Genomic DNA, 22,768 nt, shown 5'->3' on the forward strand with positions numbered 1-22,768 from the left:
AGATGACTCAAACACAAGATCAGCATGATCAGAACACGGCCAATGCGGTGCTTGGCCTGAATCGTATTCGTGGCTGGCGCGACCGGTACCGCGCCATGCTGGCTCCTTCGCCCTTGGAGGATGTGAACCAGCTTGTGGCCAAACTGGATATGACCCATGCCCATCCTTCCGGCAACGCGCAACTGTTCGCGTCGGGTCATGTGCGTCTTGACTCGCTGTTCCGTGATACCGGCATGCTGAAGGCGGCAGAGCGTCATCTCACACGCGTGCTGGACGATCAGACCGCCAAGCGCCGTATCGCCGGTGTTGCGGAACTGTCCATAGCCGTAGGTGTGGCTACTTGGAAAGGCAATGCGCTGCCGGTGCTGCTCTACCCAGTGACCGTGTTCGTGCCGAAAGAAGGTTCCGCACCGACCATTCAGTTCGCTGGACGTGCCACACTGAACAGTGCGTTCGTCAATGTGCTGCGTGAACAGCGCGTGTATTTGGATGAGGATTCCTTATTCGATGTCTCCAGCTACGAGAGTGGTAAGCCGGACACCTCCGCTTTGTTCGCCCGCATCATTGCTGAAGCGCATGATTTTATTCCTGACTTCACCATTGAGCGTCATGTCGTGCTTGGTTGCTTTATGGATCCGTCGGCGCTGATCGTTGCCGAAAGCCAGCAGATTATCGATCAGTTGGAAAATGGTGCCACCGGCAATGTATTGCTTGATGCGTTGGCTGGCGATGAGAGCGCTCGCGCATCCTTGAAGGATACGAACCCGCCGCAGTACAGTCCTTTCGACTCCGACCCGCATTCCGAGTTCGAAGTTGGTGATGTGGATAATACGGTGCGCTATGCCGCTTCTTTGGCAGCTGCAGGTCACAGCATCGTGGTCGATGGTTCCTTCCCCAAGGGCGCTGCGGAACAGTCTGTGGCGATTGCTTCACGTTGCTTGATGAGCGGCCGCTCCGTGCTGTATGTGCCCGGCGTCACCGAACAGAAACGTCGCTTTATGCAGGCGGCATCAGCGAATGAGCTCAAAGCTCAGTTGCTTGACGTTGCCGATGAGCATGCCAATGCCGTGATCGATAAGCAGCTTATTTCGGCAGTGGGCTTCCAGCCGGGTGTTGCTACCCAGCGATTCGATCAGCTTGCGGATGAGCTTGTGGGCGTGCGCTCGCGTTTGACCCGTTATCTGGGCGATCTGCACGGTGTGAACGAGAAGTGGAATGTTTCCGCATACGAGACGATTCAGAATCTGGCTCGTATTTCGGTACTGCCGACCCATCCAGCCACCCATGTGAGGCTCCGCGAGCAAAGCGCGCTCACCGTTGGCGGCGATATGGAAGCATGGATCAGCAAGCTTGAACGTGCCGGAGAACTCGGTGAGTTCACCATTGGGCCCAAGGACACTGCTTGGTACAAAGCTAATCTGACCACTGAGGATCAAGCCATTGACGCATATCAGCGCGTGGATGATTTGCTGCGTCGCTACCTGCCAGCCACTCGTGAACAGGTGACGCGTACAGTGCAGACCTGTGGATTCCCCATTCCTACTACGACGCGTGAATGGGAACGCCAGGTCACAGTGCTGAAGAACCTGAGGCGTGTGCTAGATGTGTTCCAGCCGGAAATCTTCGAACGAGACATCGATTCGATGATCGAAGCCACCATGCCCAAGGCGCAGCGTAAGGCCGAAGGCACGTCAATGGGCTTCTGGGAGCGTCGTCGTCATATCAAGGAAGCCAAGTCCCTGCTGCGCGTTGGCGCACAGGTGGAGGACCTGCATGAAGCCCTGAAGGTAGTGGCCAAGCAAGGCGAACAGTGGCGTCAGTTTGTGCCTCATGGCGGCTGGCCGGTGCTGCCTACGAAGCTGGACGACATCATCACCACGCTTGATGGTCTCCTTGGCAATATGACCTCTTTGGATACCGTGCTGGCCACTACGCCTATCGGCGGCAACCTGGAGACCGCGGACTTCAATACTGTTGAAGAGCGTCTTAAGGCGTTGCTGGACGACCGTAAAGCTCTGGACACGTTGCCTGAGCGCTGCCGTTTGGAGCAGGAGCTCGCCGCGGTGGGCTTGACCGAACTCGTCAATGATCTGACCATTCGCCATGTGGGCGTTGATCAGGTGCGTGGCGAATTGCAGCTGGCATGGTGGACCACGGTGTTTGACGATATCGTCCGCTCTTCGGCAATCATCTCCAATCAGGATGGTTCCGCACTGCAGACCGCATCAGACCGATTCATTCAGGTCGACGTGGAACATGTGCGTTCGGTTGGGCCGATGGTGGCTCAGGAATCGATGCGTCGCCTGTGTGACATGCTGTTCTCCCGCACGCAGGAAGCGAACCAGCTGCATACGGTGCTTGCCGGCCGCTCTAATGTGACGTTGAGCCGTATTCGCCGAGATCACCCGGAAATTCTGGCAGCGGCAAAGCCGATTATCGTTGCCGCTCCAGGCACTTTGGCTGCATTGACCGAGCCCGGTGTACTTGCCGATGTGGCTATTGTCGATGCATGCGCACATATTCCGTCGATTGAACTGCTCTCGATTCTGAGTCGTGTACGTCAGGTTGTGGTTATTGCGCATTGCGCCACGGTGACCAGCGAATCGATGAAGGAATTGATCGGCATGCTGCCTCATGTTGAGGTGGTGGCTCAGCCATCCTGCCGCGCTCCGCGTCTGGCTGCATTCTTGGAATCCGAAGGCTATGGGTCGGTCGGCTATGACGTAGCTACCGAACCGGCTACTGGTGTGGTGCGATTCCATCGCATTGAAGCCAACGGTGTTCCTGTAATGTCCAGTGGTTTGGTGGAATCCAGCCAGCAGGAAATCGAAGAAGTGGTCCGTATCATCACCGAACGTGCTGCCAGCTTCACAGTGGTGCCATCGCGGTATATCCTCGCCGTTGTGGTGTTGACCGACGTGTTCCGCACTCGGTTGGGTGCCGAATTGAAGTCTTTGGCTTCCAAGAACAAGCCAATGGGACGATTCCTGCGCCATGTTCGTTTGGTGCCGTTGCGTGATGTGGCTGGTACTCAGGCCACGGACGTGATTATCTCGATGTGCTATGCCAAGACCGTGCATGGCCGTTTGCTCCAGCAGTTCGGCGTGCTCGAAAATGATGGTGGCCGTGGCATGTTGCTTGACGCATTGGCATTGGCTGACCGCAATCTGGATATTGTGTCTGCCTTCGGTCCGGAAGATATGGATGATGAGCGTCTGCATCAGACAGGGCCAAGATTCCTGAAGACCGTGCTGACATGGGTGAGCCAGCTGGACGACCGTCCGGTGCTGCCGGTGCGTGCCGCTGTTGGAGACAATGTGCTGTTTAACGATATTGCCGATCGTTTGCGCGCTCGTGGCCTCGATGCGGCGGTGAACTACGGCTTCGATAAGGGCATTAAGATCCCGCTGGTCGTTGGGCTGAAGGACAAGCCATTTGCGCTTGCCGTGGAAACCGATGACGCCAATTTCATGTCGGTGCAGTCCACACGCCGTCGCCATCGTCTCAGCGGGCAGAACCTCATGTCCTTGGGATGGAACGTCATGACCGTATGGAGTGTTGCCGCGTTCGTGAACCCGGATAAGGAAGTCGACCGCATCGTAGCTCGCATCAGCGATATCTACCGTGAGGTTGAATAACGATGGCTGAATATTCAGCAACACGACGCACTCCGCGCAAACATAAGCGTGTGGTGATGAAGGGTACTGAGCGGTTTGATGCTGATGGTGTCAAACTCGAGCCTGGAGACATGCAGACCGCTCAGCAGCGCCAAGCCGACGATGACCAGCGCATCCTCGGCGAGTTGCCGCCTCACTGGGCTGTGTTCAATGAAAAACAGTAACGATAGCAGCTGGGTCAGTGCATTACAGCCATGATTGCTCCTGTTTCCTGAAGTTGCATCACCTGTGCCGCAGCACTCGGCGCTATAGCAAACGACACCAATTGCCCACCATCCGTATACGATGTGTCGGCAGTTTTGTTGATGCCCATAACCAGTGCGTCCTCGGCGAGTACGCAGCTTTCTTTTTGCACAGCAGCTCGTGAAGCATCAGTCGTATCCGCCTCATCGTTCTGCGAATGCTGCTCACTTTGGCAACCCACAGCAGACACCAATTGCACATGATCTCCGGGAGTCAAATCACCGGCTGTGCTGGTCAACCGCACTTCCAGAACAGTGGTACCTTTCGGTGCCACCGGAGCGTTACGCGCCATCTGTTTCAGTATCGGATCGCCGTTCGCTATATCGGTATACGCGATTCGTCCAGTCGCATCCTCAACCGAGTCAAGCATCGAAGCGCTGACGGCGGACGGAGAAACATAGCGAATCATCACATCCGAAGCGCCAATAGTGCCGCCTCGCGCAATATCGCGGACTGCCACCACAACAGGCGCTGTTGCGATATGTGCGGTTATGGCTTGCAAGCCAAACAATACGGCGAATCCCGCGCATGCAGCCGCCGCAATACGCCGCAGTGTATACCGCATGCGGCGCTGACGCAGCGAGCCGGTGGGCGGAAGCTTGCGCTTTGAGAATACAGAAAAGGTCACCATACGTTCATGGTGACCTGAGTACTTCCGGTAGCGCAAGCTCAACCGACCTATGTGGTTCTAGCTTGCCGAGTTATCCACATTCTGCGCCATTTTCGAGGATTCATTCGACGTTTTGCCCCGCCACGCATACAAAAGCGGGGCATTTCAGCGGATGAACCGCGAAAATGCCCCGCTTTAGCGACTTACTGGCTTACTTACCGGACTTATCCGTGCGGTAGAAGCCGTGACCCTTGAACTCGATCGGTACAGCCGAATACACCTTGCGTACCTGTTCCTGAGCGCACTTCGGGCACACGGTAATTGGGTCATCGGAGAATGACTGCTGTTCGGTGAAATCGTAGCCGCAGTTCTTGCAGCGGTAATGATAAGTAGGCAACGGATTCCTCCACACAAATACAAACAAACGCGCACGGCTCAATGCCATGCCAAGCAACCGTTCATATCCTAGTCATTGCCCTGACAGTTCAGCCACCGGATTATTGGACGGTGAACATGTGATATCCACTTGGCGTAAGCACAGCGTCTGCGGGAACATCATGCGGCTCGGCCGGCAGGTCATCCTCCAGAACCTCCCACGGCCAACAGACGGCAACCAACGGACATCCCGGTTGGCGCGCAGCCAATGCGCGGTCATACCAGCCGGCTCCGCGCCCCAAACGGAAGCCCCTCGAGTCAACGCCAAGAGCCGGAGCGAATACCATATCGGCCTGAGTCAAAGCCTCAGGCGGCAATACAGCGCCATCAGGCTCATCCGGACGCAAATGGCCATGTCCATCCACGGCGCGCAAATCATCCATCGACTGCAGCACGCTCCAGCCTATTTCCAATCCGGACCCCAGCTTCGGCACAAGAACCCTGCACCCTCGCTCCAACAGCCAAGTAAGCAGCGGGCGGGTCTCGATTTCAGTACCCATCGATACGTAAGCCGCCACGACGTTCCCCTGGCAAACCCGCTGCATGAATGGCTCGGATGCAAACGCCTGCGTGAGCGTTCGGACCAGCGAGTGGCCGGCGTCGAGGCGCTCCCGAACAGAAGTGAGCCTACGTCTTGCCAGAGCCTGATGCCGCAGCTCGAATTTATCAGCGGCTTCAGCCGCGGCCTTGTGCGCTGTTGAAGCAACAGCCGCCTGCTTATTCGCTGTGTCCGTAATCTCTACACCACTCATATCGCACAACGTAGCACGGCTACAATAAGGGGCCGTGTCAGTATTCCAGACCATTAAAGAGGCGTTCCGGCCGGATAATCAGATCCGCATGCCGCGCCTGAGCCATCCCGGTTGCCCTATTGTGTTGCGCGCACTCACTATGGATGATGAGGAAGCGTGGAACGAAGTGCGTTGGCGTAATAATGATTGGCTGGCACCTTGGGAATCCGGCGACCCGATGCATGGGGGAATCATCACCTTCAACCAGTGGTTGCAACGCATGCGTCGCAATGAGCAGCATGGCACCGGTGCGCTGTTCGCCATTGAATATCAGATGCGTATTGTCGGCCAGATTTCGTTAGGGGCCATATCGTATGGATCCATGCGCACCGGAGTGGTGGGGTATTGGGTTGATCAGCGTTACGCGGGGCGCGGGTTTGCGCCGATGGCTCTCGCCATGTTGGCTGATTGGGCGCTGACCGACCCATTCGGCCCCGCCTTGCATCGATTGGAAATCGCCATTTTGCCTGAGAACGCTCGATCGCTGGCTGTGGTGCGCAAGATTGGCGCGCATCATGAGGGGCTTCGTGAACGGTATATGTATGTAAACGGTCACTGGCGCGACCATGTGACGTTCGCCTTGCTGGCCGAGGATGCTGGAACGGGATTCACGGCGCGTCTGCTGCAATCGCGTTCATCATCCGACACGCCCGGCGAGTAACCCACAAGTTCGTCGGGGCGTCTCCTATTCTTGACTCTATGGGTTACGAGTCACTAAGCACTGTTATCGTGCTGGTGATCGCGGTGATTGTTATTGCCGTATGGCTGCCTGCACGTACGGCCAACGGTATGAAGCGTGCAGCCGAACACCGGCAGGATCGCTACTCGCCCTCGCTGCGCATTGTGGAAGCGGAGGACGGCAGACGGTTCGGCGATGTCAAGCCGCGTGAGGCGAAAGGGGCAGCAATGCCAGCATCTACAACGTCAGCGAAGCTGACACCGGCGCATATTGCACATGTGCGTGAGCTGCGCAAGCAGTCCATTAAGCGTCGTCAGATTCTGGTTGGTGTATTGCTCGCTGTGACGGTAGTGGTGCTGGTGCTTGCCTTTGCTCTGCATTTCAGCCCGCTGTTCGCGCTGATTCCGTTTGCCTTGACTCTTGTAGTGCTTGCTTTGGGCGCGAATGCGGCACGCCACGCTCGCGAATGGGAGCGTAAGGTGCATCGCTATGAGCAGTCGCGTAGGCGCTCGGCTCAACTGGCTAAGCGCCAGCAGCAGAAGGCCGCGGTCGAGGCTGCGAAGGCTGAATCCTCTGCAGCAAAGAGTGTGACTGCTGCTCAAGCTGTTGCACAGGCGGAACATCAGTCCAATGCCAATGATGAGGCTTCTACTGAGGTGATGGAACAGCGTCAGATTCGCCGTGTACTGCGTGCCGCGGAAGCTGAACAAGCCAAGGCCAAAGCGTTGCGTGAGGCCGCCGCCCAGGCTAAGTCCGAGGACGCCAATGTGCAGAGCTCGGCATCTGCATCTGATGCGGGAACAGCTGCGAAATCCAATATCGTTGACAAGCCTTCACTTACTGTTCGCGACGAGCGTGACCAGGAATCCGCCGATGCGACGTCTGAATTGACATCCGTCAAGCCGGCTCGTGCGCTGGATGTGTTTGATATGGCCGCATCTCAGGATCTTATTTCCTTCTCGCTGGGAGAGCCGCGTAATGAAGGCAATGCTCCGGAAAGCTTGGAGATCAAGTCCACGCGTCAGGTTTCCAAGGCTGAACCTGTGGATGTTGAAGTTGCGCACAAGCTGATTGATGAGGCTCGTGCGGTGAAGGCCGCTGACGATGCCCAGGCTGCCGCTGCGGAAGCAGCTGCTGACACCAATGCAGAAGATGCAGCTGTTGCCGATGACAAGAACGCTGAGCAGAACGCGGACAATGCGCCAGCTGAGGATCAGGAATCCTTCAATGAGCGTGAGGCCCATGCCGAAGTGGAAGCCCCGGCTGCCACTTCCGAATCGCTGAGCGTAGGTCTTGATTCGATTCTTGCCCGCCGCGGTAACTGATTTTCTCTCACAGCGTTAGCACTCGAGTTGGCAGAGTGCTAATAATCGCGCTACCATGTGTCCTAGCGCAAAGGGACAACGCAAGTGATCGTCAGCCTCTTGAGGCGTTCTGGCGCGGCATTATCGAACTGAACTACAAGCAGATACGAGGTGACCCACAGTGTCGATTAAGCTCACACCGTTGGAAGACAAGATCATCGTCAAGCAGGCAGAAGCCCAGACCCAGACCGCATCCGGCCTGTACATTCCGGACAACGCCAAGGAGAAGCCGCAGCAGGGTGAAGTGCTGGCCGTTGGCCCGGGCCGTCGTGACGACAAGGGCGAGCGCATCCCGATGGATGTCAAGGTTGGCGACAAGGTGCTGTACTCCAAGTACGGCGGCACCGAAGTGCACTACGAGGGTGAGGATTACCTCATCATCGGTGCTCGCGATGTGCTGGCCATCCTCGGCTGAGCTAGCTTACGCAGCTAGATAGCGCGAACATAACGCTTTTTATCCCGGTTGTTCTTCGTGAACGGCCGGGATTTTGCATACTTCTCATGCTCATAGCGTATTTGAGCCTGCAGGTGGGGTACACGTACACTGGATAGCGGAATACCGGGCACTATCTTTGCCTGTATTCCGGTGCGCCGCACGTCCGTTGGTCGGCGGTGAAGTCCCTATGGAAGAGGCTGCCATGACTGTTCCCGTCAATCCCACTGCCAACGCTGTTACTCAGCCGGTTGAAGCTGCTCAGGGCGATGCAGAAGCCGAAGCTCCGTCTGCTGCGGCTCTTGTGCACATCGCCGATGCTCTTGCTTCCGCATTATCCAGCTCTCGTGAAGTCATAGATCTTGTGGTCACTACATTTGCGGCTGGCGGTCATTTGCTGCTTGAGGATGTGCCGGGCGTTGGCAAGACCACATTGGCGCGCGCTATGGGTCAAGCCATTGGCGGGCGAGCGCGCCGTATTCAGTTCACTCCTGATCTGCTGCCCAGCGATTTGACTGGTGTGAGCATTTATTCTCGGGATTCGCATGAATTTGAGTTCCACCCTGGACCATTGTTCGCCAATATCGTTATTGCCGACGAAATCAATCGCGCGAATCCTAAAACCCAGTCCGCCATGTTGGAGGCAATGAGTGAGGGGCAAATCAGTGTGGATGGCAACACGCATACGTTGCCGAATCCGTATCTGGTGATTGCCACGCAGAATCCTATTGAGTTGGAAGGCACGTATCCGCTGCCGGAAGCCCAACTTGACCGTTTCATGACATGCTCGAGTTTTGGCTACCCATCTGCCAAGGCGGAGGCGGCAATGCTGACGGCTACCGACTGGTCCAATCCGTTGGAACGTGTCGCTCAGATCTGCAGCGCCGAGGAGGCCGGGCGGTTGCGCGATGCGGTTCGTACGGTGGTTATTGCCGATGCGGTCGCTGACTATATCGTGGCGCTGACTCGTGCGACTCGCATACGTGAAGATGTACGCTATGGTGCTTCGCCGCGTGCCAGCCTGCATCTGGCAGCAATGGCTCGCGCTCGCGCATTCATCAATGGTCGTGATTATGTGCTGCCGGATGATGTGCAAACGTTGGCGGTTCCCGTTTTGGCTCATCGACTGGTTTTGGATGATGCCGGTTTCGGTTCCAGTGATTTGGAACATGCACGACAGATTATTGCCGATATTGTGTCCAGTACGCCTGTGCCTCGCGCCTAACGGTGTGTGAGTATCAATGATGGTTACGCGCAGACGATTACAGCGGCAACATTTCCGCAGACACGGACTTATTCGTCCGACTATTGGCGGGCTGGTCCTGCTGGCTGCGGATGCCGCAAGTTGTTTCGGCGGCCTGCTGCTGGATGAACGCACGCTGATGGATGTGTCCATTGCCATTGCGGTATTGTTCCTCTGCTCAGTAGTGATGATTGTGCTGCAATGGTTCGGTGTACTGGCCATAGGACACCCGCGGTATCGCCGGCAAATCGAGCAACGGGACCAATCTGGGCGCGTAGTGGCGCGTATTACAGGTGAGCCGCCAGCAGATCGACGTGGACGATACGTTACCGTCAACACATTGGTGCATTGGATAGCTCCATTGGGGCTGATTGCGGCAACCCGAATCATGCCGATAACGGATGAAACCTTGATATTGCCGCAGGTTCAAGCTGCTACGGATGATGCCGGTATTGCGGCTGATACGAGACAGGCCGGCATAAGCCATCAGGAGTCATCCGGCGGTGTACGCTCCTACGCTCCCGGCGATCCATTGAAGCTTATTTCCTGGAAGCACACGGCTCGGCGCGGCGAACTGATGACGCGTGAGACTGGGCGTAATGCTCGCCCCGCACTTATCGTGGTGCTGCATACCGATGTGAGCGCCCAACGGCTCGATGTTCAAGTGGCTTCCGTGCTGCCTATTGTGCGTGCGGCGGGAAAGCGTGGCCAGCGCATCATCGTCACAGACGGCGTTCAATCGCATGAAGGAATAGCGAACGTTGACCGATTCCTGGCTGCAGCGTGCCCTGTGGAATCGGGGTCGGCGCCGTCCCGTGAAGCGGTCGTTCGGCGTCTCGCTGCCCAAGGTCCGTCGCTTGTGGTTGATGCGATGGAGGTGCAACCCCTTGTAGTGGAGTTTGCCCCCAAGAAAACGATTCCAAGCGAGTCTTTCTCGTCTACAAGGGGCTGGCTTCCCCTGCTCATCTGCTTTATTGTCGCTCTCAATGCACTGAGAGGCCTCATCGAGCCAACAGGCATGTGGATATGGTTCGCCGCAGCCGTCTTCATGGTGATTGCCGCGGGAAGTACGATGCAGAGTGCGTATTTGGCGAATCATATTCACCGTCCGCGATGGGTGATCGATACGCTCAGAATTGCGATGTTCGCCATAGCGGAAGCGCTGGCCGTCGCAGTGCTTTCCGTGATTCATCTGCACGATACGCTTGCGCAAATCTGGTCGAAGGGCAATCTGGCTGCGAATCTTGCGGATTCGTGGAGCTCATATATAAGCGCTGTAACCAGTGGCTTCAACTCGCTTAATCTGCAATTGCCGCCATTGAAGGTTGTGGGGCATGCGGATTTATTCCTGCTGATACTTGTTGCCGCTGCAGGTCTGCTGATTCGTTTCGTGCTGCTTTGGCGCGCTGCCCAGCCTGTTATGGCCGCTCTGCCGGTGGTGGCGTTGGCCGCGGATTATGCGCTCGCCGGCCATACGGCACCATTGTGGGCCATTGGTCTGGTGATTGCGTCCTTCCCGCTGCTGCTTTGGTCCGCGCACCCTGAACGCACGCATCCTGATGCCAAGCTTGAGACCAACCTGCGAGGTCGTAAGGATTCTGCGTCACGCAGCATCCTGAAACTCACCCCGCTATTGGCTGCCGCGCTCGCCGTTGCCATCACTCTGCCGCTTACAGCACCGGCCGCCGACTTGGCGTATCGGGTGCCATTGTCCATCGGCGAAGGCGGCGGTATGTTCACTTCGAACACCGTCAGCCCGATGATTGATTTGAAGCGAAACATCACCGCCGGATCGGATACTACGGTGCTGACGTATCAGTCGTATAAGCGCAGTTATCTGCGACTGACCACACTGGATAACTTCGACGGTGACTCCTGGGGATACGACCGTGAAATTGCGATTGACGCCGGACTATACGGTTCGGGTATCCAACTTGGTCGCAATAGCGAAGACGAGCTCACTCGTGAACAGCGACGCGGTATGAACCCCTTAAGCTTGTACATGTATGTCCTCGGGTACGGCGGCTACCAGGTAGTCACTACGAACCAGAACACGCTCGAACAGTTCATGGTGAACGCCACTGTGCGCATCGACACACTCAAATCACGGTTCCTGCCAGTTCCCGGCATGGCTACGTATGTGGAAGGTGCGGGCAGCGACTGGCTTATGTATCAGGACGGCACGGTATACAACCGTACGTCAGGAACATCCGCGGACACCTCGTACACCGTTTTCGGTACCGACATCGATCCCATCACGAATTCAAGCGGATTCAGCAAGTTGTCCGTAATCACGGATGCGAAAAACAGTCTGATGGGGAACCGGACTTCTTCCAGCAACGAAGAGAAGCAGGCCTGGCAGCAAGCGCGACGGAACCTTGCCGATACGGGACTTGCTAGTGTGCAAGGCAATCTGTTGATTATTAATGCCGCTATCGGCTCCGACGGTGCGATTACCGGGCCGTCAGGCTGGTATCTAGGAAAAGTCATTTATGGTGGCGGAGAGACGCAAACCGTCAACGGCCAGGTCATTAACATGCCGAGCGGCATTGTTTTCGACGACACCGTAGTCAGTCAACTGGGCTTCGGGCGAGACGATTACGTTATCGGCGCAGGAGAAGCGAACGCTTTTGTTCTCGCTATGCCCATTACCGACGCGGTGGTCGCACAGCCCATGAACAGTAGCGTGTCCACGTTCTACGGTCAGGATATGTGGGAGCGACAGGCCATTGAGACGTTACGGCAGACGCATTCGGAACTTGCCGCGTTCTCGGTCATGCCCGGTAGTGAAGGCGACGTGAGTAATCCGTTCATCGAACAATTGCAGCAGTACGCTGAGCGCAGCGATAAGCGGGCGCATACAAGCCGATATACGGCACTGCCCAAACAGCTGCCGGCCAATATTCGTTCCGTAATCAAGCAGGCGCAGGCGGATGGGATACCCGTCACCGGCTCCAGCTACGACGATCAGGCGCGCGCGATGCGCTGGCTGGTGGAATACTTCACCAATCCCGAGAACCATTTCACGTATTCGCTTGACGCCCCGGACGGCGACGGGCGGAATAATCTGGAGGTCATCAATGATTTTCTGGATTCGGAAAACGGACATTCGGGATACTGTCAACATTACGCTTCGGCTTTAGCGGTACTTGGGCGTGCGCTGGGTGTGCCTACGCGCATGGTGCTTGGGTACAACGCCGGTGTGGAGCCACGTAGCGAAGATGGCTTTTTCACCGTGCAGTCCAAGCAACTGCACGCATGGGTGGAAGCCTATTTGGATGGTGTGGGTTGGGTGCCGTTTGACGTGACGCCGGCCACCACAGAAAACGGTTCTGCCTCCTCGGACGCTGATTCCAGCGCTAACACCGCTGACTCCTCGAATGACGCTGATGTTCCAGAAGTGACGATTTCCCCGGATCCAAGCTCACCGGAATCATCCGAGGAAAACGGCAATACCGATGCAGCACAATCCTCCAAAGCCGCAGGCAATGCCTCCAAACAGCACACCACTGACGAGGCTGCTCATGATTCCGGAAACACTTGGAATGCGATAACCGATTGGTATGCGGCCAAGGCGATATGGGTGCGTGTGCTGCTGCTCGCGGCAATAGCGGTGGCCCTATTCGCAATAGGTTGTGCGGTACCGCGATGGTTGCGTTGGGTGCGCCGGCGCCGGGTACTGCGCATCGTGGCTCGTGCCCAAGCCCATCCGGATGACGAAGAATTGACCAGTAATGCATGGATGGCTGTATGGCGGTTGATTCGGCGAGAAGCACGTCGAACAGTTCGCCGTCATGCGCGGCATGGTGCTATCAGCCGTAATCAACAGCTGATTACGCATCCCAAACCCACCGATACCGACTTGGATATTGCCCAAGCCATAGCGGCAGAAGATCCGGCACGTGCGGACATGGCGCTCGCCGCAGCCCGCAATGCCACTGCTGCCGCGTTCGGCGGGCGCAGCGAACATATTGGACTGTTGAAAACCGCGCAAATTCGGGCTTTATAAGTAGCGGAAAAGAAAAACGGTATAGGATGGGGCCATGAGTTTCAAACATCGCAGCATTATTGACACCATCCCCTCCTACAAGCAGGGCAAGCCGGCTCCCAAGGTTGAGGGCCAGCGCTCCTTCAAGATTTCCAGCAACGAGAATGCATTCGACCCGCTACCCAGCGTGGTCAAGGCCATTGAAGGTCACGCGTTGCCGCACCTGAACCGCTACCCGGATATGCGCGGTTGGGCTGTGGTGGAGCGTCTGGCCGAGGAAATCGGCGTCAAGCCGGAAAACATCGTGCTCGGTTGCGGCTCCACCGAGGTCATCACTCAGCTGGTGCAGCTAGTTGCAGGCCCCGGCGATGAAGTCGTGTACCCGTGGCGTAGCTTCGAGGCCTACCCGATTATCGTGGCCGGCGCTGGTGCCACCAGCGTACAGGTGCCGAATCTGCCGGACGGCTCGCACGACATCGATGGTCTGATCAACGCGGTCAACGAGAAAACCCGCTTAGTTATCGTCAACAACCCGAACAATCCGACCTCCACTTCCGTGGCTGCCGAAGACGCGCATCGACTCATGGAAGCAGTGCCTTCCGACGTGCTCGTATTGTTCGATGAAGCATACTTCCAGTTCAATACGGATGCCGATACGTCCGTGGCTATGGATCTGTTCCGTGAATTCCCGAACGTGGTGGTGGCCCACACCTTCTCCAAGGCATACGGTCTGGCCGGTCTGCGTATCGGTTATGGCATTGCTCCGGAAGACGTGATTGACGGTATGCGCAAGGTGGCATTGCCCTTCGGCGTGACCGATGTGGCTCAAACCGCGGCGCTCGCCAGCCTCAACGCCTACGATGAGCTGACCGATCGAGTGAAGTCGATTATTTCCGAACGCAACCGTGTGGTGGCTGCGCTGAAGGATCAGGGATGGGAATTCCCGGAGCCGTACGCGAACTTCTTCTGGCTGCCGTTGGGGGAGAAGACGGATGAGGCCGCCGCGCAGTTCTTGGCTGCTGGCCTGTCCACGCGCGTCTTCTCTGGTGAAGGCATTCGCATCTCCATCGGAGAAGTGGAGGCCAACGATCTGGTCATCGACGTATGCGCCAAGCTTAAGGCTGCTGGTTTCTAACCGATTTTCCTTGAAAATTCAAGGAAAACAGCTCCAGTAACGGGTAGTGGAAGCTGTTGCGACACGCCGAAATCGTGTCTAAAGTTGCGCGCGTCCGCCAGATGTGTTTATATATCCGAGTTGCCTGTTGAGGTCGAACACCGCAGCGGGAAACAGACTGGCGGATTTCCCAAGCGGTCAAAGGGAGCTGACTGTAAATCAGCCGCTTCGTGCTTCAGTGGTTCGAATCCACTATCCGCCACGCCCCGATAGCTCAGTGGTAGAGCACTTCCTTGGTAAGGAAGAGGTCGTGAGTCCAATTCTCACTCGGGGCTCTCTGGCGGGGTAGCTCAGCTGGCTAGAGCGTACGACTCATAATCGTAAGGTCAAGAGTTCGAGCCTCTTCCTCGCTACAAACTGCGCCCGCTAACCGGTGGGCGCAAATTATACCTAGTAAACACAGAGGTGAATGAGAATGGCTAAGAGCGCCGACATCCGTCCGGGCATCACGCTGGCCTGCACCGAGTGCAAGGAGCGCAACTACATTACGACCAAGAATCGTCGTAACACCCCAGATCGTCTTGAGCTCAAGAAGTTCTGCCCGCGCTGCGGCAAGCAGACCGTGCACCGCGAGACTCGTTGATCGCACGATAATAAACTTCAAACCCAGCCCATGTGGCTGGGTTTTTTCGTATCATTTCACTCCGTATTTTCCACAACCGCTAGGATAGGAAAGCATGACTAGCTTTGCAGACATCACCACTATGGGTGTGGGTGGAGAAATCGCCCATTTTATTGAGCCGACCACACGTGTTGGCCTGATTGAGGCCGTTGAAGATGCTGATTCCAAGGGCCTGCCATTGGTGGTAATCGGCGGAGGCTCAAATATGCTGATTGCCGATGAGCCGTTTAACGGTGTGGTAGTGCGTGACGCGCGCAAGCTCATCACTGTTCCGGACGAGGCAGCCCCAGTGGAAGGGCAGGACCGCACCGTGCACGTCAACGCCGAAGCCGGCGCCAATTGGGATGATTTCGTGGCCTTTACCGTGGAAATCGGGCTCGAAGGTGTAGAAGGACTTTCCGGCATTCCCGGTACGGTTGGCGCCTCCGTGGTGCAGAACATCGGTGCTTACGGTCAGGAAGTGGCCACATCGGTGGAATCAGTGGAAGTCTGGGATCGCAAAACCAAAACCACGCGTGACCTGACGTCCGAAGATCTCCACTTCGGCTATCGCTACTCGGCGCTCAAGGCCAGCATGTACCAGGCTCCCGGAGTGCCGGCGAACGAATTCTTCCCGACCCCGCGCTATGTGGTACTCTCCGTCACATTTGCGCTGACCCATTCCGAGCAAGGCACTGTGGGGTACGGTCAGCTCGCCAAAGCACTCGGCGTTGAAGTCGGCGATCGTATGTCCACCAAGGATATTCGCGAAGCAGTACTCAATGTGCGTGCTGCCAAAGGCATGCTTGAGGATCCCACGCGCTATGCGCTGCCGGCAATGGCTGATGCCAAGCGTGAGAACAATGTTCTGGCTGATTTGCAGCGTTTGTCTGCGCTTAATGAAGCGGCGCACATCGAGCCTACCGAAGATGGTCTGCCTGCTCCTGACTACAATCGCCACAGCTGCGGCTCGTTCTTCATGAATCCTATTCTGCCTGCCGATCAGGCGAAGAACCTGCCTGAAGATGCGCCACGTTTTAATGCGACTTTGCCGAACGGCGACCCCGGCATCAAGACTTCTGCCGCATGGCTGATTGACCATGCCGGATGCCATAAGGGCTTTGCCGTTGCCTCCGATGCTCCGGCCAGCCTCTCCACGCAGCACACGTTAGCGCTTACCAATCGCGGAGGAGCTCGGGCCAAGGATATTGAGCAGCTTGCTCACACAGTGCAGCAGCGCGTACGTGAGGCATTCGGTATCGAGCTGGTTCCGGAGCCGGTGTGCGTTGGCGTACTGAATAAGTAGGTGTAGGGAAGTTACCGATAGGTAATAGACAAGTCACGTAGCCTCTTCTATACTCGTTTTGTTGTTTTTGCGTGCTCAGGTGCGCTCTAGAGGAAAGAGAAGGCTTTATGCAACTGTTCCGTACGAAATCCGTCGAACAGACCATTGCCGAAACAGGTGAAGAGGGCCGCAAGCTCAAGCGCAACCTGACTTGGTGGGATCTGTCTATTATGGGCGTGGCCGTCGCCGTGGGCGCCGGCATCTTCTCCGTGGGCGCGCAGGCAGCTGCCTTCCACGCGGGTCCGGCCGTGATCATCAGCTTCCTGATTGCAGGCATCGTCTGCGGCGCTGCAGTGATGTGCTATGCCGAGTTTGCTTCGATGATTCCGGTGGCCGGCTCCGCCTACACCTTCACCTACACCACGGTGGGTGAGCTGATGGCGTGGATCATCGGCTGGGATCTGATTCTGGAAATGCTCATGGCAGGTTCCGTGATCTCCAAATATTGGGGCGTCTACCTCAATGACTTCATGAGACTCATGGGTTGGAACGCCAACACCAACCTGACATTCGGTTCTTTCCACATTGACGTGGCGCCGATCATCATCGTGGCGTTCTTCACCACCCTGCTCGTCTTCGGCACCAAGATCGGTGCCCGCGTGGATGGCGCTATGACCGTGCTCAAGATCGCCATCGTGTTCTTCGTGGTGATCGTCGGCTTCTTCTACGTCAAGGCCTCCAACTTCACGCCGTTCATTCCACCGGCAGAACCGGCATCCAGCGTGCAAAGCTCCACGGCCGTTTCCGGCGTGATGGGCCAGCCGCTGTGGCAGTGGGCCACCGGCATGGTGCCGTCCATCTATGGCGTGCCGGGCATCCTCTCTGGTGCGGCACTTGTGTTCTTCGCCTTCATCGGTTTCGATGTGGTGGCCACCGCTTCCGAAGAGACCAAGGATCCGCACAAGAACGTGCCGCTCGGCATTGGTGTGGGCATGGCCCTGATCATCATCATGTACATGCTCGTGGCCATCGTGACCACCGGCATGGTCTCATACAAGGAGCTCGCCCAGCAGGATAGCCCGTCGCTCGCCACTGCATTCGAGTTGGTCGGTGCCAACTGGGCGGCCAAGATCATCAGCTTCGGCATCGTTCTGGGCCTCGCTACTGTGGTGATGGTGCTGCTGCTCGGTCTGACCCGTATCGTCTTCGCCATGAGCCGTGACGGCTTGCTGCCTCGCAGCCTGTCCAAGACCGGTAAGCATGGCACTCCTGCTGGCCTGCAGATTGCCGTGGGCGTTGTGGTGGCTCTGGTCGCCGCTCTGTTCGATATCGGCGTGCTCTCCGACATGGTGAACATCGGTACACTCTCCGCCTTCACGCTGGTGGCCATCTCCATTCCGATCATGCGCAAGAAGCGCCCTGATTTGCCTCGAGCTTTCAAGATTCCGGGTAACCCTTGGGTGCCGATTTTGATTGGCTTGGCTAACCTGTGGCTGATGCTGAACCTGACCGTGCTCACCTGGATTCGTTTTGTGGTGTGGCTTGTGGTCGGTTTTGCCATCTACTTCGGCTACGGTTATCGCCATGCTCGCCTTGGTACTGGTGAACTAAGCGAAGAACTTTCCGCTGAAACCGATAAGGCCATCAACGGCTGATGCGTTTGCTGACGCTGCGTCAAAGCGTCCGGCCGCGAGCCTAGAATTGACACAGCGTTATTTTCAAGGAGGATTCCATGCCATACGTTGTTGCTCAGCCTTGCGTGGATGTTAAGGACAAGGCTTGCGTGGACGAGTGCCCGGTCGACTGCATCTACGAGGGCTCCCGTTCCCTGTACATCAATCCGAACGAGTGCGTTGACTGCGGTGCATGCGAACCGGTGTGTCCCACTGAAGCCATCTTCTACGAGGATGATCTGCCGGATGAGTGGGCTTGGTACAAGGATGCTGCAGTCAGCTTCTTTGCCGAAGTGGGCGATTTGGGCGGTGCTTCCGCCAATGGTCCGATTGGCAAGGATCCCGAGCAGGTGGCTGCACTGCCTCCGCAGAATCAGTGATTACTGAGCGAATGCCGATCACACATCTCGAACCCCCGACCTCTCTGGCCGGGGGTTCGTCGTATCTTAAGAGAAGCGCTTCGAAGAAAGGGTTCCAATGGGCTTCCACGCATACTCATCCCCGTACGACTGGTCTCGCATCGCCAGCTACAAGGCCACGGCAAAAACCGTACCTGGCGGCATGATTGATTTATCGGTCGGCTCTCCCGTGGACCCCGTGCCCTCCAGCGTGCAGCAGGCGCTCATCGCAGCAGCCGATGCTTCCAATGCACATGGCTATCCGGTCACCGCTGGCACCGCGGACCTTAAGGCTGCTATCAATGATTGGTTCCGCACCATGCGTGGTGTGGATTTGAAGTCCATCAATGCTGCAGCTGTGCCAACTGTGGGCTCCAAGGAAGCTGTGGCATTGATGGCCAGCCTGCTGCATCTGGATTCTGGAGATGTAGTGGTGCAGCCCAAGGTTTCATACCCGACCTACGAAATCGGCACCCAACTGGCTGGCGCTACCGTGCTCAAAGTTGATGACGTGACCGATGTTGATTCGTGGGCCAACGTGCCTCATGTCAAAGCCATTTGGATCAACTCACCATGCAATCCCACAGGTGAGGTCATAGGAGCGGATTGGCTCGCGGACATCGTTGCCGCAGCCCGACGCATCGGTGCAGTAGTGCTGTCCGATGAATGCTATGCGTTGATGGATTGGCGTTCAGTACGTTCTTCTGCTGGAACGCTCGAGAATACCGAACCGGAATCCAATGAGCCGGCTGCCGTTGACCGGTCGTTTGCTTTGTCCGCCACACCGTGCGCTTTGAACCCACAGGTTTGCGAAGGCTCGGCGGATGGCATCTTGGTGCTGTATTCGCTTTCCAAGCAGTCGAATATGGCCGGTTATCGTACGGCATTGATTGCTGGCGACTACCGTCTGATTCGCGAGATGAGTGAATACCGCAAGCAGATTGGCGAGATTATTCCGGGCCCGGTGCAGGCAGCGATGGCTGCAGGTCTGCGTGATTCCGCATCGGTGCATCAGCAGTGGACTCGCTACCATAATCGTCTGTCGGCACTGGTCGAGGCGCTGAAAGCATACGGTTATGATTCCGTGCGCATGCCTGCCGGCGCACTCTATGTGTGGGTGAGAGCCAAGTCCGGCGACTGCTGGACCGATATGGCCAAGCTTGCCGAAATCGGCATTATTCCAAGCCCTGGTGAGTTCTATGGCGCCCCTGCATATTTGCGTTTCTCCGCCACCGCTACTGATGAGGCCGTCAAGGAAGCCTGCCAACGACTCGCAGCATAGCTTCCTATGCCCCGAATTTCACGGCTCCGCTGCCGAACTTGCGGCGTACAGCATCAAGCGCTGCCTCGGCGTCATGCCGACGCGCCTGTGTAGTGCTTCCGCGTGCGTTGACGCTCTCTTCGAGCATGTCATCCAAGGAAGGTTGCACGGCGGTGGAAGCTGCCTCACTGAGTGACGAGGTGCTCATGCCGGCCAATCGAATTAGTTTCGGCAGCATACTATCCGGCCCGGTGGCAAGTGGCATGCCGAGCATAATTTTCAGTTGCCGCACGCATTCGGGGTACAGTATGCCGGCCGTATCGGTCGGGCGTTCCATCGTAAACGACCGGGTCTGATAGCTGAGATCAGCAAATCGAAGCTTGACGGTAAGCGTGCGCGCCACCAAACCCTTACGCCGCAAGGTGCCGGCCACTTCATCGCAAGCCGACCGCAGCAGATCGCACACCACGCGCATATCGCGCGTATCCTGCATCAGCGTGCGTTCCGAGCCGATGGATTTCTCCTCGCGCACTGTTGTAACCGTGCGTGAATCCAAACCATGAGAGGCGGCCCACAGGCCACGAGCCGCTGCCGCCGATCCAGTGGCGCGAGTTAGCGTTGCCTCATCCATACGAGACAGCTCCGCCACCGATGCAACGCCCCAAGCGTTCAGACGTTTTTCCAGCGAAGGGCCAATACCGGGAATGCCGCGCAATGGCATCATTTGCACAAACTCAGCGGAACGGGAAGCGGGAATGAGCAGCATGCCATCCGGTTTGGCGTTCGTGGAAGCCATCTTGGCCACCAATTTATTAGCCGCGATGCCGACCGAACAAGTCACGTGAAAGCGTTGAGAGACCTGTTCGCGAATCCACGCGCCAATCGCGCTTGGCTTGCCCCACTGCAATAGTGCAGCGGATACGTCCATATACCCTTCGTCCACGGAAACCTGCTCAAAGCGGTCGGTGACAGTCAGGAACACCTCGTGCATAATGCGATGCGACATCATGCGGTAGTAACGCATATCCACCGGCAGAAAGATACCGTCTGGGCATAATTGGTGTGCGCGGGCAGCCGGCATGGCTGAATTGATGCCGTACCGTCGTGCCTCGTAGCTTGCAGCCGAAACCACTGCGCGCGGCCCGGTGCCGATAATCACCGGCTTACCTTTCAGCTCGGGATGCCTTGCCACTTCAAGCGAGGCATAAAACGCATCCATATCAATATGCAGCACTGTGCAGCCGGTCTCGTCATGACCCCAGTCGCGTTTGGCGGCAGCCAGCCTTGGTGCAGTGCTCATGCCATTCATTCTAGGCCCGCGCCGAGCCCTGAGTAGTGTTCACTATACGCACATATATGGTCCAATTCCATCTTCGAGTTCATATCTTGGCGAAGTTCATGCGAGTCCGGCACTGTCCCGGCCAAGCGAGTAGCGTGAAGTCTATGAAGAAGGCAGTGGTCAGTATCCTCAATCGTGTTCCTGTTGTGCTTATCGTGATTGGAGAGGCACTGGTCATCTACACGGCCACGGCCATCGCCAAACTTGCGTTTACCCAGCTCGACCCACTGTATTCAGTCTGGTATCGCGTAGGATTCATGACCCTGTTACTGCTCGCTTGGCGCAGGCCCTGGCAGCGCGCCAAGAGAGACAGGCTGTTCCGACGCAGCGCTCGCAGCTGGGGATTGGTGGCGTTGCTCGGATGTGCATTGGTGCTGATGAACACCATGTTTTACGTAGCTATCAGCAATATGGATATGGGTATTGCCGTATCCATTGAATTCATTGGGCCGCTTTCGGTGGCGGTGATTACCGGTCGTAGCTGGCGTGAGCGGCTAGGTATCGGCATTGCTGCTATCGGCGTGGTGCTGCTCGCCGGTATTTCGCTATCCAATCCGGCTAGCAATGGCAGCTTCCTGATTGGTTTGATCGCCATTCTTATCGGTGGCTCGATGTGGGGCGTGTATATCGTCACTGGCCGGCGTGTGGCTGCCGGAGGTAATTCTTTGGACAACCTGTGCATTGCAGTGACCATTGGTTGGATTGTGCAATCATTGTTCTTGGGTGTACCGGCTGTGGAACATGTGATTTGGCCAAAATCAGATGCAACATGGGCTCTTGAGCCGGGTGGTTCGCTGAAGCTTCTGGCGTTGCTGTTTGTGATTTCATTAATGGCTTCGTTCATCCCATACGTGGTGGAACAGATTACGTTGCGGCGCACTACCTCTGGAGCGTTTTCCGTTATGCAGTCCATTAACCCTGCTGTGGCGGTGGCCGTAGGTCTTGCCTTTGGCGAGATTCCAGGCATTGGGGAACTCGTAGGCGTGGGTTTGGTGATATTCGCAGTGATTGTGACCTTTTCCGGTGATGCTGCGCCGGCACAAGGCAAGTGAAAGAAGTTGGTCATGTACGGCACGCCGTATCCGCGGTTCGTGGTACAGTAATGTGCTGTTGCGCTCAGTGTGCAACGTGGAGTCATGCCTGAGTGGCCGATAGGGGCACCCTGCTAAGGTGTTAGTCGCGTAAGCGGCTCGAGGGTTCGAATCCCTCTGACTCCGCAACCAAGGGTTTTGGGTATTCGCTCAAAACCCTTTTTTCATGCCGAAAACGGCGGAATAACGCCGGTTTCAAGCCATTTCGTCGGGTCGTTTCATGTTTGTAATCGTGTGCAGTGCGGCAGGGTTAGCCACAAGATAGCCGGTAAATAGAGCGGTAATTAAGGAATTCATATGCGAACAGTAGACGGTAAGCATCCGCTAGATAGCGGAGCCGGAGGTACGCCATTGTCCGCCCGTCTCCACGGTTTATTCTAGCGATACCAAAACCGCGGCACGACGGCAAAAGACCATCATTTGACCGGAATATGTCATATTCTGGCCTTGAGAGAATGAAGAGTCACACGTTTAAGGATGAAC

18 protein-coding genes and 4 tRNA genes are annotated in these 22,768 nt (G+C 56.7%); 18 read left to right on the top strand and 4 right to left on the bottom strand.

Translation table 11 applies throughout. The features are described from left to right. Nucleotides 1–2 precede the first annotated feature (2 nt). Nucleotides 3–3,638 carry a helicase gene (locus Tam1G_RS04870; protein WP_101625670.1) on the top strand — a complete coding sequence of 1,212 codons (3,636 nt, stop codon included), beginning with the start codon at nt 3–5 and terminating at the stop codon, nt 3,636–3,638. A gap of 2 nt (nt 3,639–3,640) precedes the next feature. Further along, nucleotides 3,641–3,841, top strand: coding sequence for a hypothetical protein (locus Tam1G_RS04875; RefSeq protein WP_033890552.1), 201 nt, complete (start codon nt 3,641–3,643; stop codon nt 3,839–3,841). A 14-nt stretch (nt 3,842–3,855) separates the two neighbouring features. Here Tam1G_RS04875 and Tam1G_RS04880 read toward each other — a convergent pair whose 3' ends face one another. The 3 genes from Tam1G_RS04880 to Tam1G_RS04890 form a co-directional block, all read right to left on the bottom strand. Further along, a complete protein-coding gene (locus tag Tam1G_RS04880) occupies nt 3,856–4,551 on the bottom strand; it encodes an SAF domain-containing protein (RefSeq protein WP_101625671.1) in 696 nt (231 codons plus the stop codon). A gap of 190 nt (nt 4,552–4,741) precedes the next feature. Then, nucleotides 4,742–4,927, bottom strand: a complete 186-nt coding sequence (locus Tam1G_RS04885) for an FmdB family zinc ribbon protein (RefSeq protein WP_033890549.1) — start codon at nt 4,925–4,927, stop codon at nt 4,742–4,744. A 100-nt stretch (nt 4,928–5,027) separates the two neighbouring features. Then, nucleotides 5,028–5,717, bottom strand: a complete 690-nt coding sequence (locus Tam1G_RS04890) for a 5-formyltetrahydrofolate cyclo-ligase (protein ID WP_101625697.1) — start codon at nt 5,715–5,717, stop codon at nt 5,028–5,030. 34 nt (nt 5,718–5,751) lie between these two features. Here Tam1G_RS04890 and Tam1G_RS04895 point away from each other — a divergent pair, with 34 nt between their 5' ends. From Tam1G_RS04895 to dapC, 14 genes are all read left to right on the top strand, one after another. Continuing rightward, the gene (locus Tam1G_RS04895) at nt 5,752–6,417 is read left to right on the top strand and encodes a GNAT family N-acetyltransferase (protein ID WP_033890548.1); all 666 of its coding nucleotides are present in this window, start codon (nt 5,752–5,754) and stop codon (nt 6,415–6,417) included. A gap of 38 nt (nt 6,418–6,455) precedes the next feature. Further along, nucleotides 6,456–7,760: a hypothetical protein gene (locus Tam1G_RS04900; protein ID WP_033890547.1), complete on the top strand. Its 1,305-nt coding sequence runs from the start codon at nt 6,456–6,458 to the stop codon at nt 7,758–7,760. Between the two features lie 160 nt (nt 7,761–7,920). Further along, nucleotides 7,921–8,214 (top strand): co-chaperone GroES, encoded by a 294-nt coding sequence (gene groES, locus Tam1G_RS04905; protein ID WP_033890546.1) that lies wholly within the window; start codon nt 7,921–7,923, stop codon nt 8,212–8,214. A gap of 223 nt (nt 8,215–8,437) precedes the next feature. Then, nucleotides 8,438–9,457 carry an AAA family ATPase gene (locus tag Tam1G_RS04910; protein ID WP_101625673.1) on the top strand — a complete coding sequence of 340 codons (1,020 nt, stop codon included), beginning with the start codon at nt 8,438–8,440 and terminating at the stop codon, nt 9,455–9,457. Nucleotides 9,458–9,473: 16 nt separating this feature from the next. Next, nucleotides 9,474–13,484, top strand: a complete 4,011-nt coding sequence (locus tag Tam1G_RS04915) for a transglutaminaseTgpA domain-containing protein (protein WP_101625674.1) — start codon at nt 9,474–9,476, stop codon at nt 13,482–13,484. 34 nt (nt 13,485–13,518) lie between these two features. Beyond that, nucleotides 13,519–14,598, top strand: a complete 1,080-nt coding sequence (locus Tam1G_RS04920) for a histidinol-phosphate transaminase (RefSeq protein WP_033890544.1) — start codon at nt 13,519–13,521, stop codon at nt 14,596–14,598. A 159-nt stretch (nt 14,599–14,757) separates the two neighbouring features. After that, a tRNA-Tyr gene (locus tag Tam1G_RS04925) sits at nt 14,758–14,839 on the top strand. Between the two features lies 1 nt (nt 14,840). Continuing rightward, nucleotides 14,841–14,912: transfer RNA gene (locus tag Tam1G_RS04930), tRNA-Thr, on the top strand. Nucleotides 14,913–14,916: 4 nt separating this feature from the next. Next, nucleotides 14,917–14,990, top strand: a tRNA-Met gene (locus tag Tam1G_RS04935). Between the two features lie 62 nt (nt 14,991–15,052). Beyond that, nucleotides 15,053–15,220: a 50S ribosomal protein L33 gene (gene rpmG, locus Tam1G_RS04940; protein WP_007053013.1), complete on the top strand. Its 168-nt coding sequence runs from the start codon at nt 15,053–15,055 to the stop codon at nt 15,218–15,220. Between the two features lie 94 nt (nt 15,221–15,314). After that, complete coding sequence (locus Tam1G_RS04945; protein ID WP_033890543.1) at nt 15,315–16,544, top strand: UDP-N-acetylmuramate dehydrogenase; 1,230 nt, start codon at nt 15,315–15,317, stop codon at nt 16,542–16,544. Nucleotides 16,545–16,651: 107 nt separating this feature from the next. Next, a complete protein-coding gene (locus Tam1G_RS04950) occupies nt 16,652–18,178 on the top strand; it encodes an amino acid permease (RefSeq protein WP_101625675.1) in 1,527 nt (508 codons plus the stop codon). A gap of 77 nt (nt 18,179–18,255) precedes the next feature. Next, a complete protein-coding gene (gene fdxA, locus Tam1G_RS04955; RefSeq protein WP_033890541.1) occupies nt 18,256–18,576 on the top strand; it encodes a ferredoxin in 321 nt (106 codons plus the stop codon). A 97-nt stretch (nt 18,577–18,673) separates the two neighbouring features. Further along, nucleotides 18,674–19,876 carry a succinyldiaminopimelate transaminase gene (gene dapC / locus Tam1G_RS04960; RefSeq protein ID WP_033890540.1) on the top strand — a complete coding sequence of 401 codons (1,203 nt, stop codon included), beginning with the start codon at nt 18,674–18,676 and terminating at the stop codon, nt 19,874–19,876. Between the two features lie 4 nt (nt 19,877–19,880). Here the strand turns inward: dapC and dinB are convergent, their stop codons facing one another. Next, entirely contained in the window at nt 19,881–21,155 is a 1,275-nt protein-coding gene (gene dinB, locus Tam1G_RS04965) for a DNA polymerase IV (protein ID WP_033890539.1), read from the bottom strand. A gap of 143 nt (nt 21,156–21,298) precedes the next feature. On the opposite strand from dinB, the gene Tam1G_RS04970 reads away from it, so the two are divergent. Further along, entirely contained in the window at nt 21,299–22,246 is a 948-nt protein-coding gene (locus tag Tam1G_RS04970; RefSeq protein ID WP_033890538.1) for an EamA family transporter, read from the top strand. 78 nt (nt 22,247–22,324) lie between these two features. After that, a tRNA-Ser gene (locus Tam1G_RS04975) sits at nt 22,325–22,411 on the top strand. Nucleotides 22,412–22,768: the final 357 nt, after the last annotated feature.

The sequence above is a fragment of the Bifidobacterium imperatoris genome (genome assembly GCF_002860405.1).
Taxonomy (GTDB): Bacteria; Actinomycetota; Actinomycetes; order Actinomycetales; family Bifidobacteriaceae; genus Bifidobacterium; species Bifidobacterium imperatoris.

Excerpts from the sequence above, each read along its gene's own strand:
- Tam1G_RS04920 (WP_033890544.1), top strand. The coding sequence starts at position 13,519 with ATGAGTTTCAAACATCGCAGCATTATTGACACCATCCCCTCCTACAAG.
- rpmG (WP_007053013.1), top strand. The coding sequence starts at position 15,053 with ATGGCTAAGAGCGCCGACATCCGTCCGGGCATCACGCTGGCCTGCACC.
- Tam1G_RS04915 (WP_101625674.1), top strand. The coding sequence starts at position 9,474 with ATGATGGTTACGCGCAGACGATTACAGCGGCAACATTTCCGCAGACAC.
- dinB (WP_033890539.1), bottom strand. The coding sequence starts at position 21,155 with ATGAGCACTGCACCAAGGCTGGCTGCCGCCAAACGCGACTGGGGTCAT.
- Tam1G_RS04900 (WP_033890547.1), top strand. The coding sequence starts at position 6,456 with ATGGGTTACGAGTCACTAAGCACTGTTATCGTGCTGGTGATCGCGGTG.
- Tam1G_RS04910 (WP_101625673.1), top strand. The coding sequence starts at position 8,438 with ATGACTGTTCCCGTCAATCCCACTGCCAACGCTGTTACTCAGCCGGTT.
- fdxA (WP_033890541.1), top strand. The coding sequence starts at position 18,256 with ATGCCATACGTTGTTGCTCAGCCTTGCGTGGATGTTAAGGACAAGGCT.
- Tam1G_RS04945 (WP_033890543.1), top strand. The coding sequence starts at position 15,315 with ATGACTAGCTTTGCAGACATCACCACTATGGGTGTGGGTGGAGAAATC.
- Tam1G_RS04970 (WP_033890538.1), top strand. The coding sequence starts at position 21,299 with ATGAAGAAGGCAGTGGTCAGTATCCTCAATCGTGTTCCTGTTGTGCTT.
- Tam1G_RS04950 (WP_101625675.1), top strand. The coding sequence starts at position 16,652 with ATGCAACTGTTCCGTACGAAATCCGTCGAACAGACCATTGCCGAAACA.
- Tam1G_RS04890 (WP_101625697.1), bottom strand. The coding sequence starts at position 5,717 with ATGAGTGGTGTAGAGATTACGGACACAGCGAATAAGCAGGCGGCTGTT.
- Tam1G_RS04875 (WP_033890552.1), top strand. The coding sequence starts at position 3,641 with ATGGCTGAATATTCAGCAACACGACGCACTCCGCGCAAACATAAGCGT.
- dapC (WP_033890540.1), top strand. The coding sequence starts at position 18,674 with ATGGGCTTCCACGCATACTCATCCCCGTACGACTGGTCTCGCATCGCC.
- Tam1G_RS04870 (WP_101625670.1), top strand. The coding sequence starts at position 3 with ATGACTCAAACACAAGATCAGCATGATCAGAACACGGCCAATGCGGTG.
- Tam1G_RS04880 (WP_101625671.1), bottom strand. The coding sequence starts at position 4,551 with ATGGTGACCTTTTCTGTATTCTCAAAGCGCAAGCTTCCGCCCACCGGC.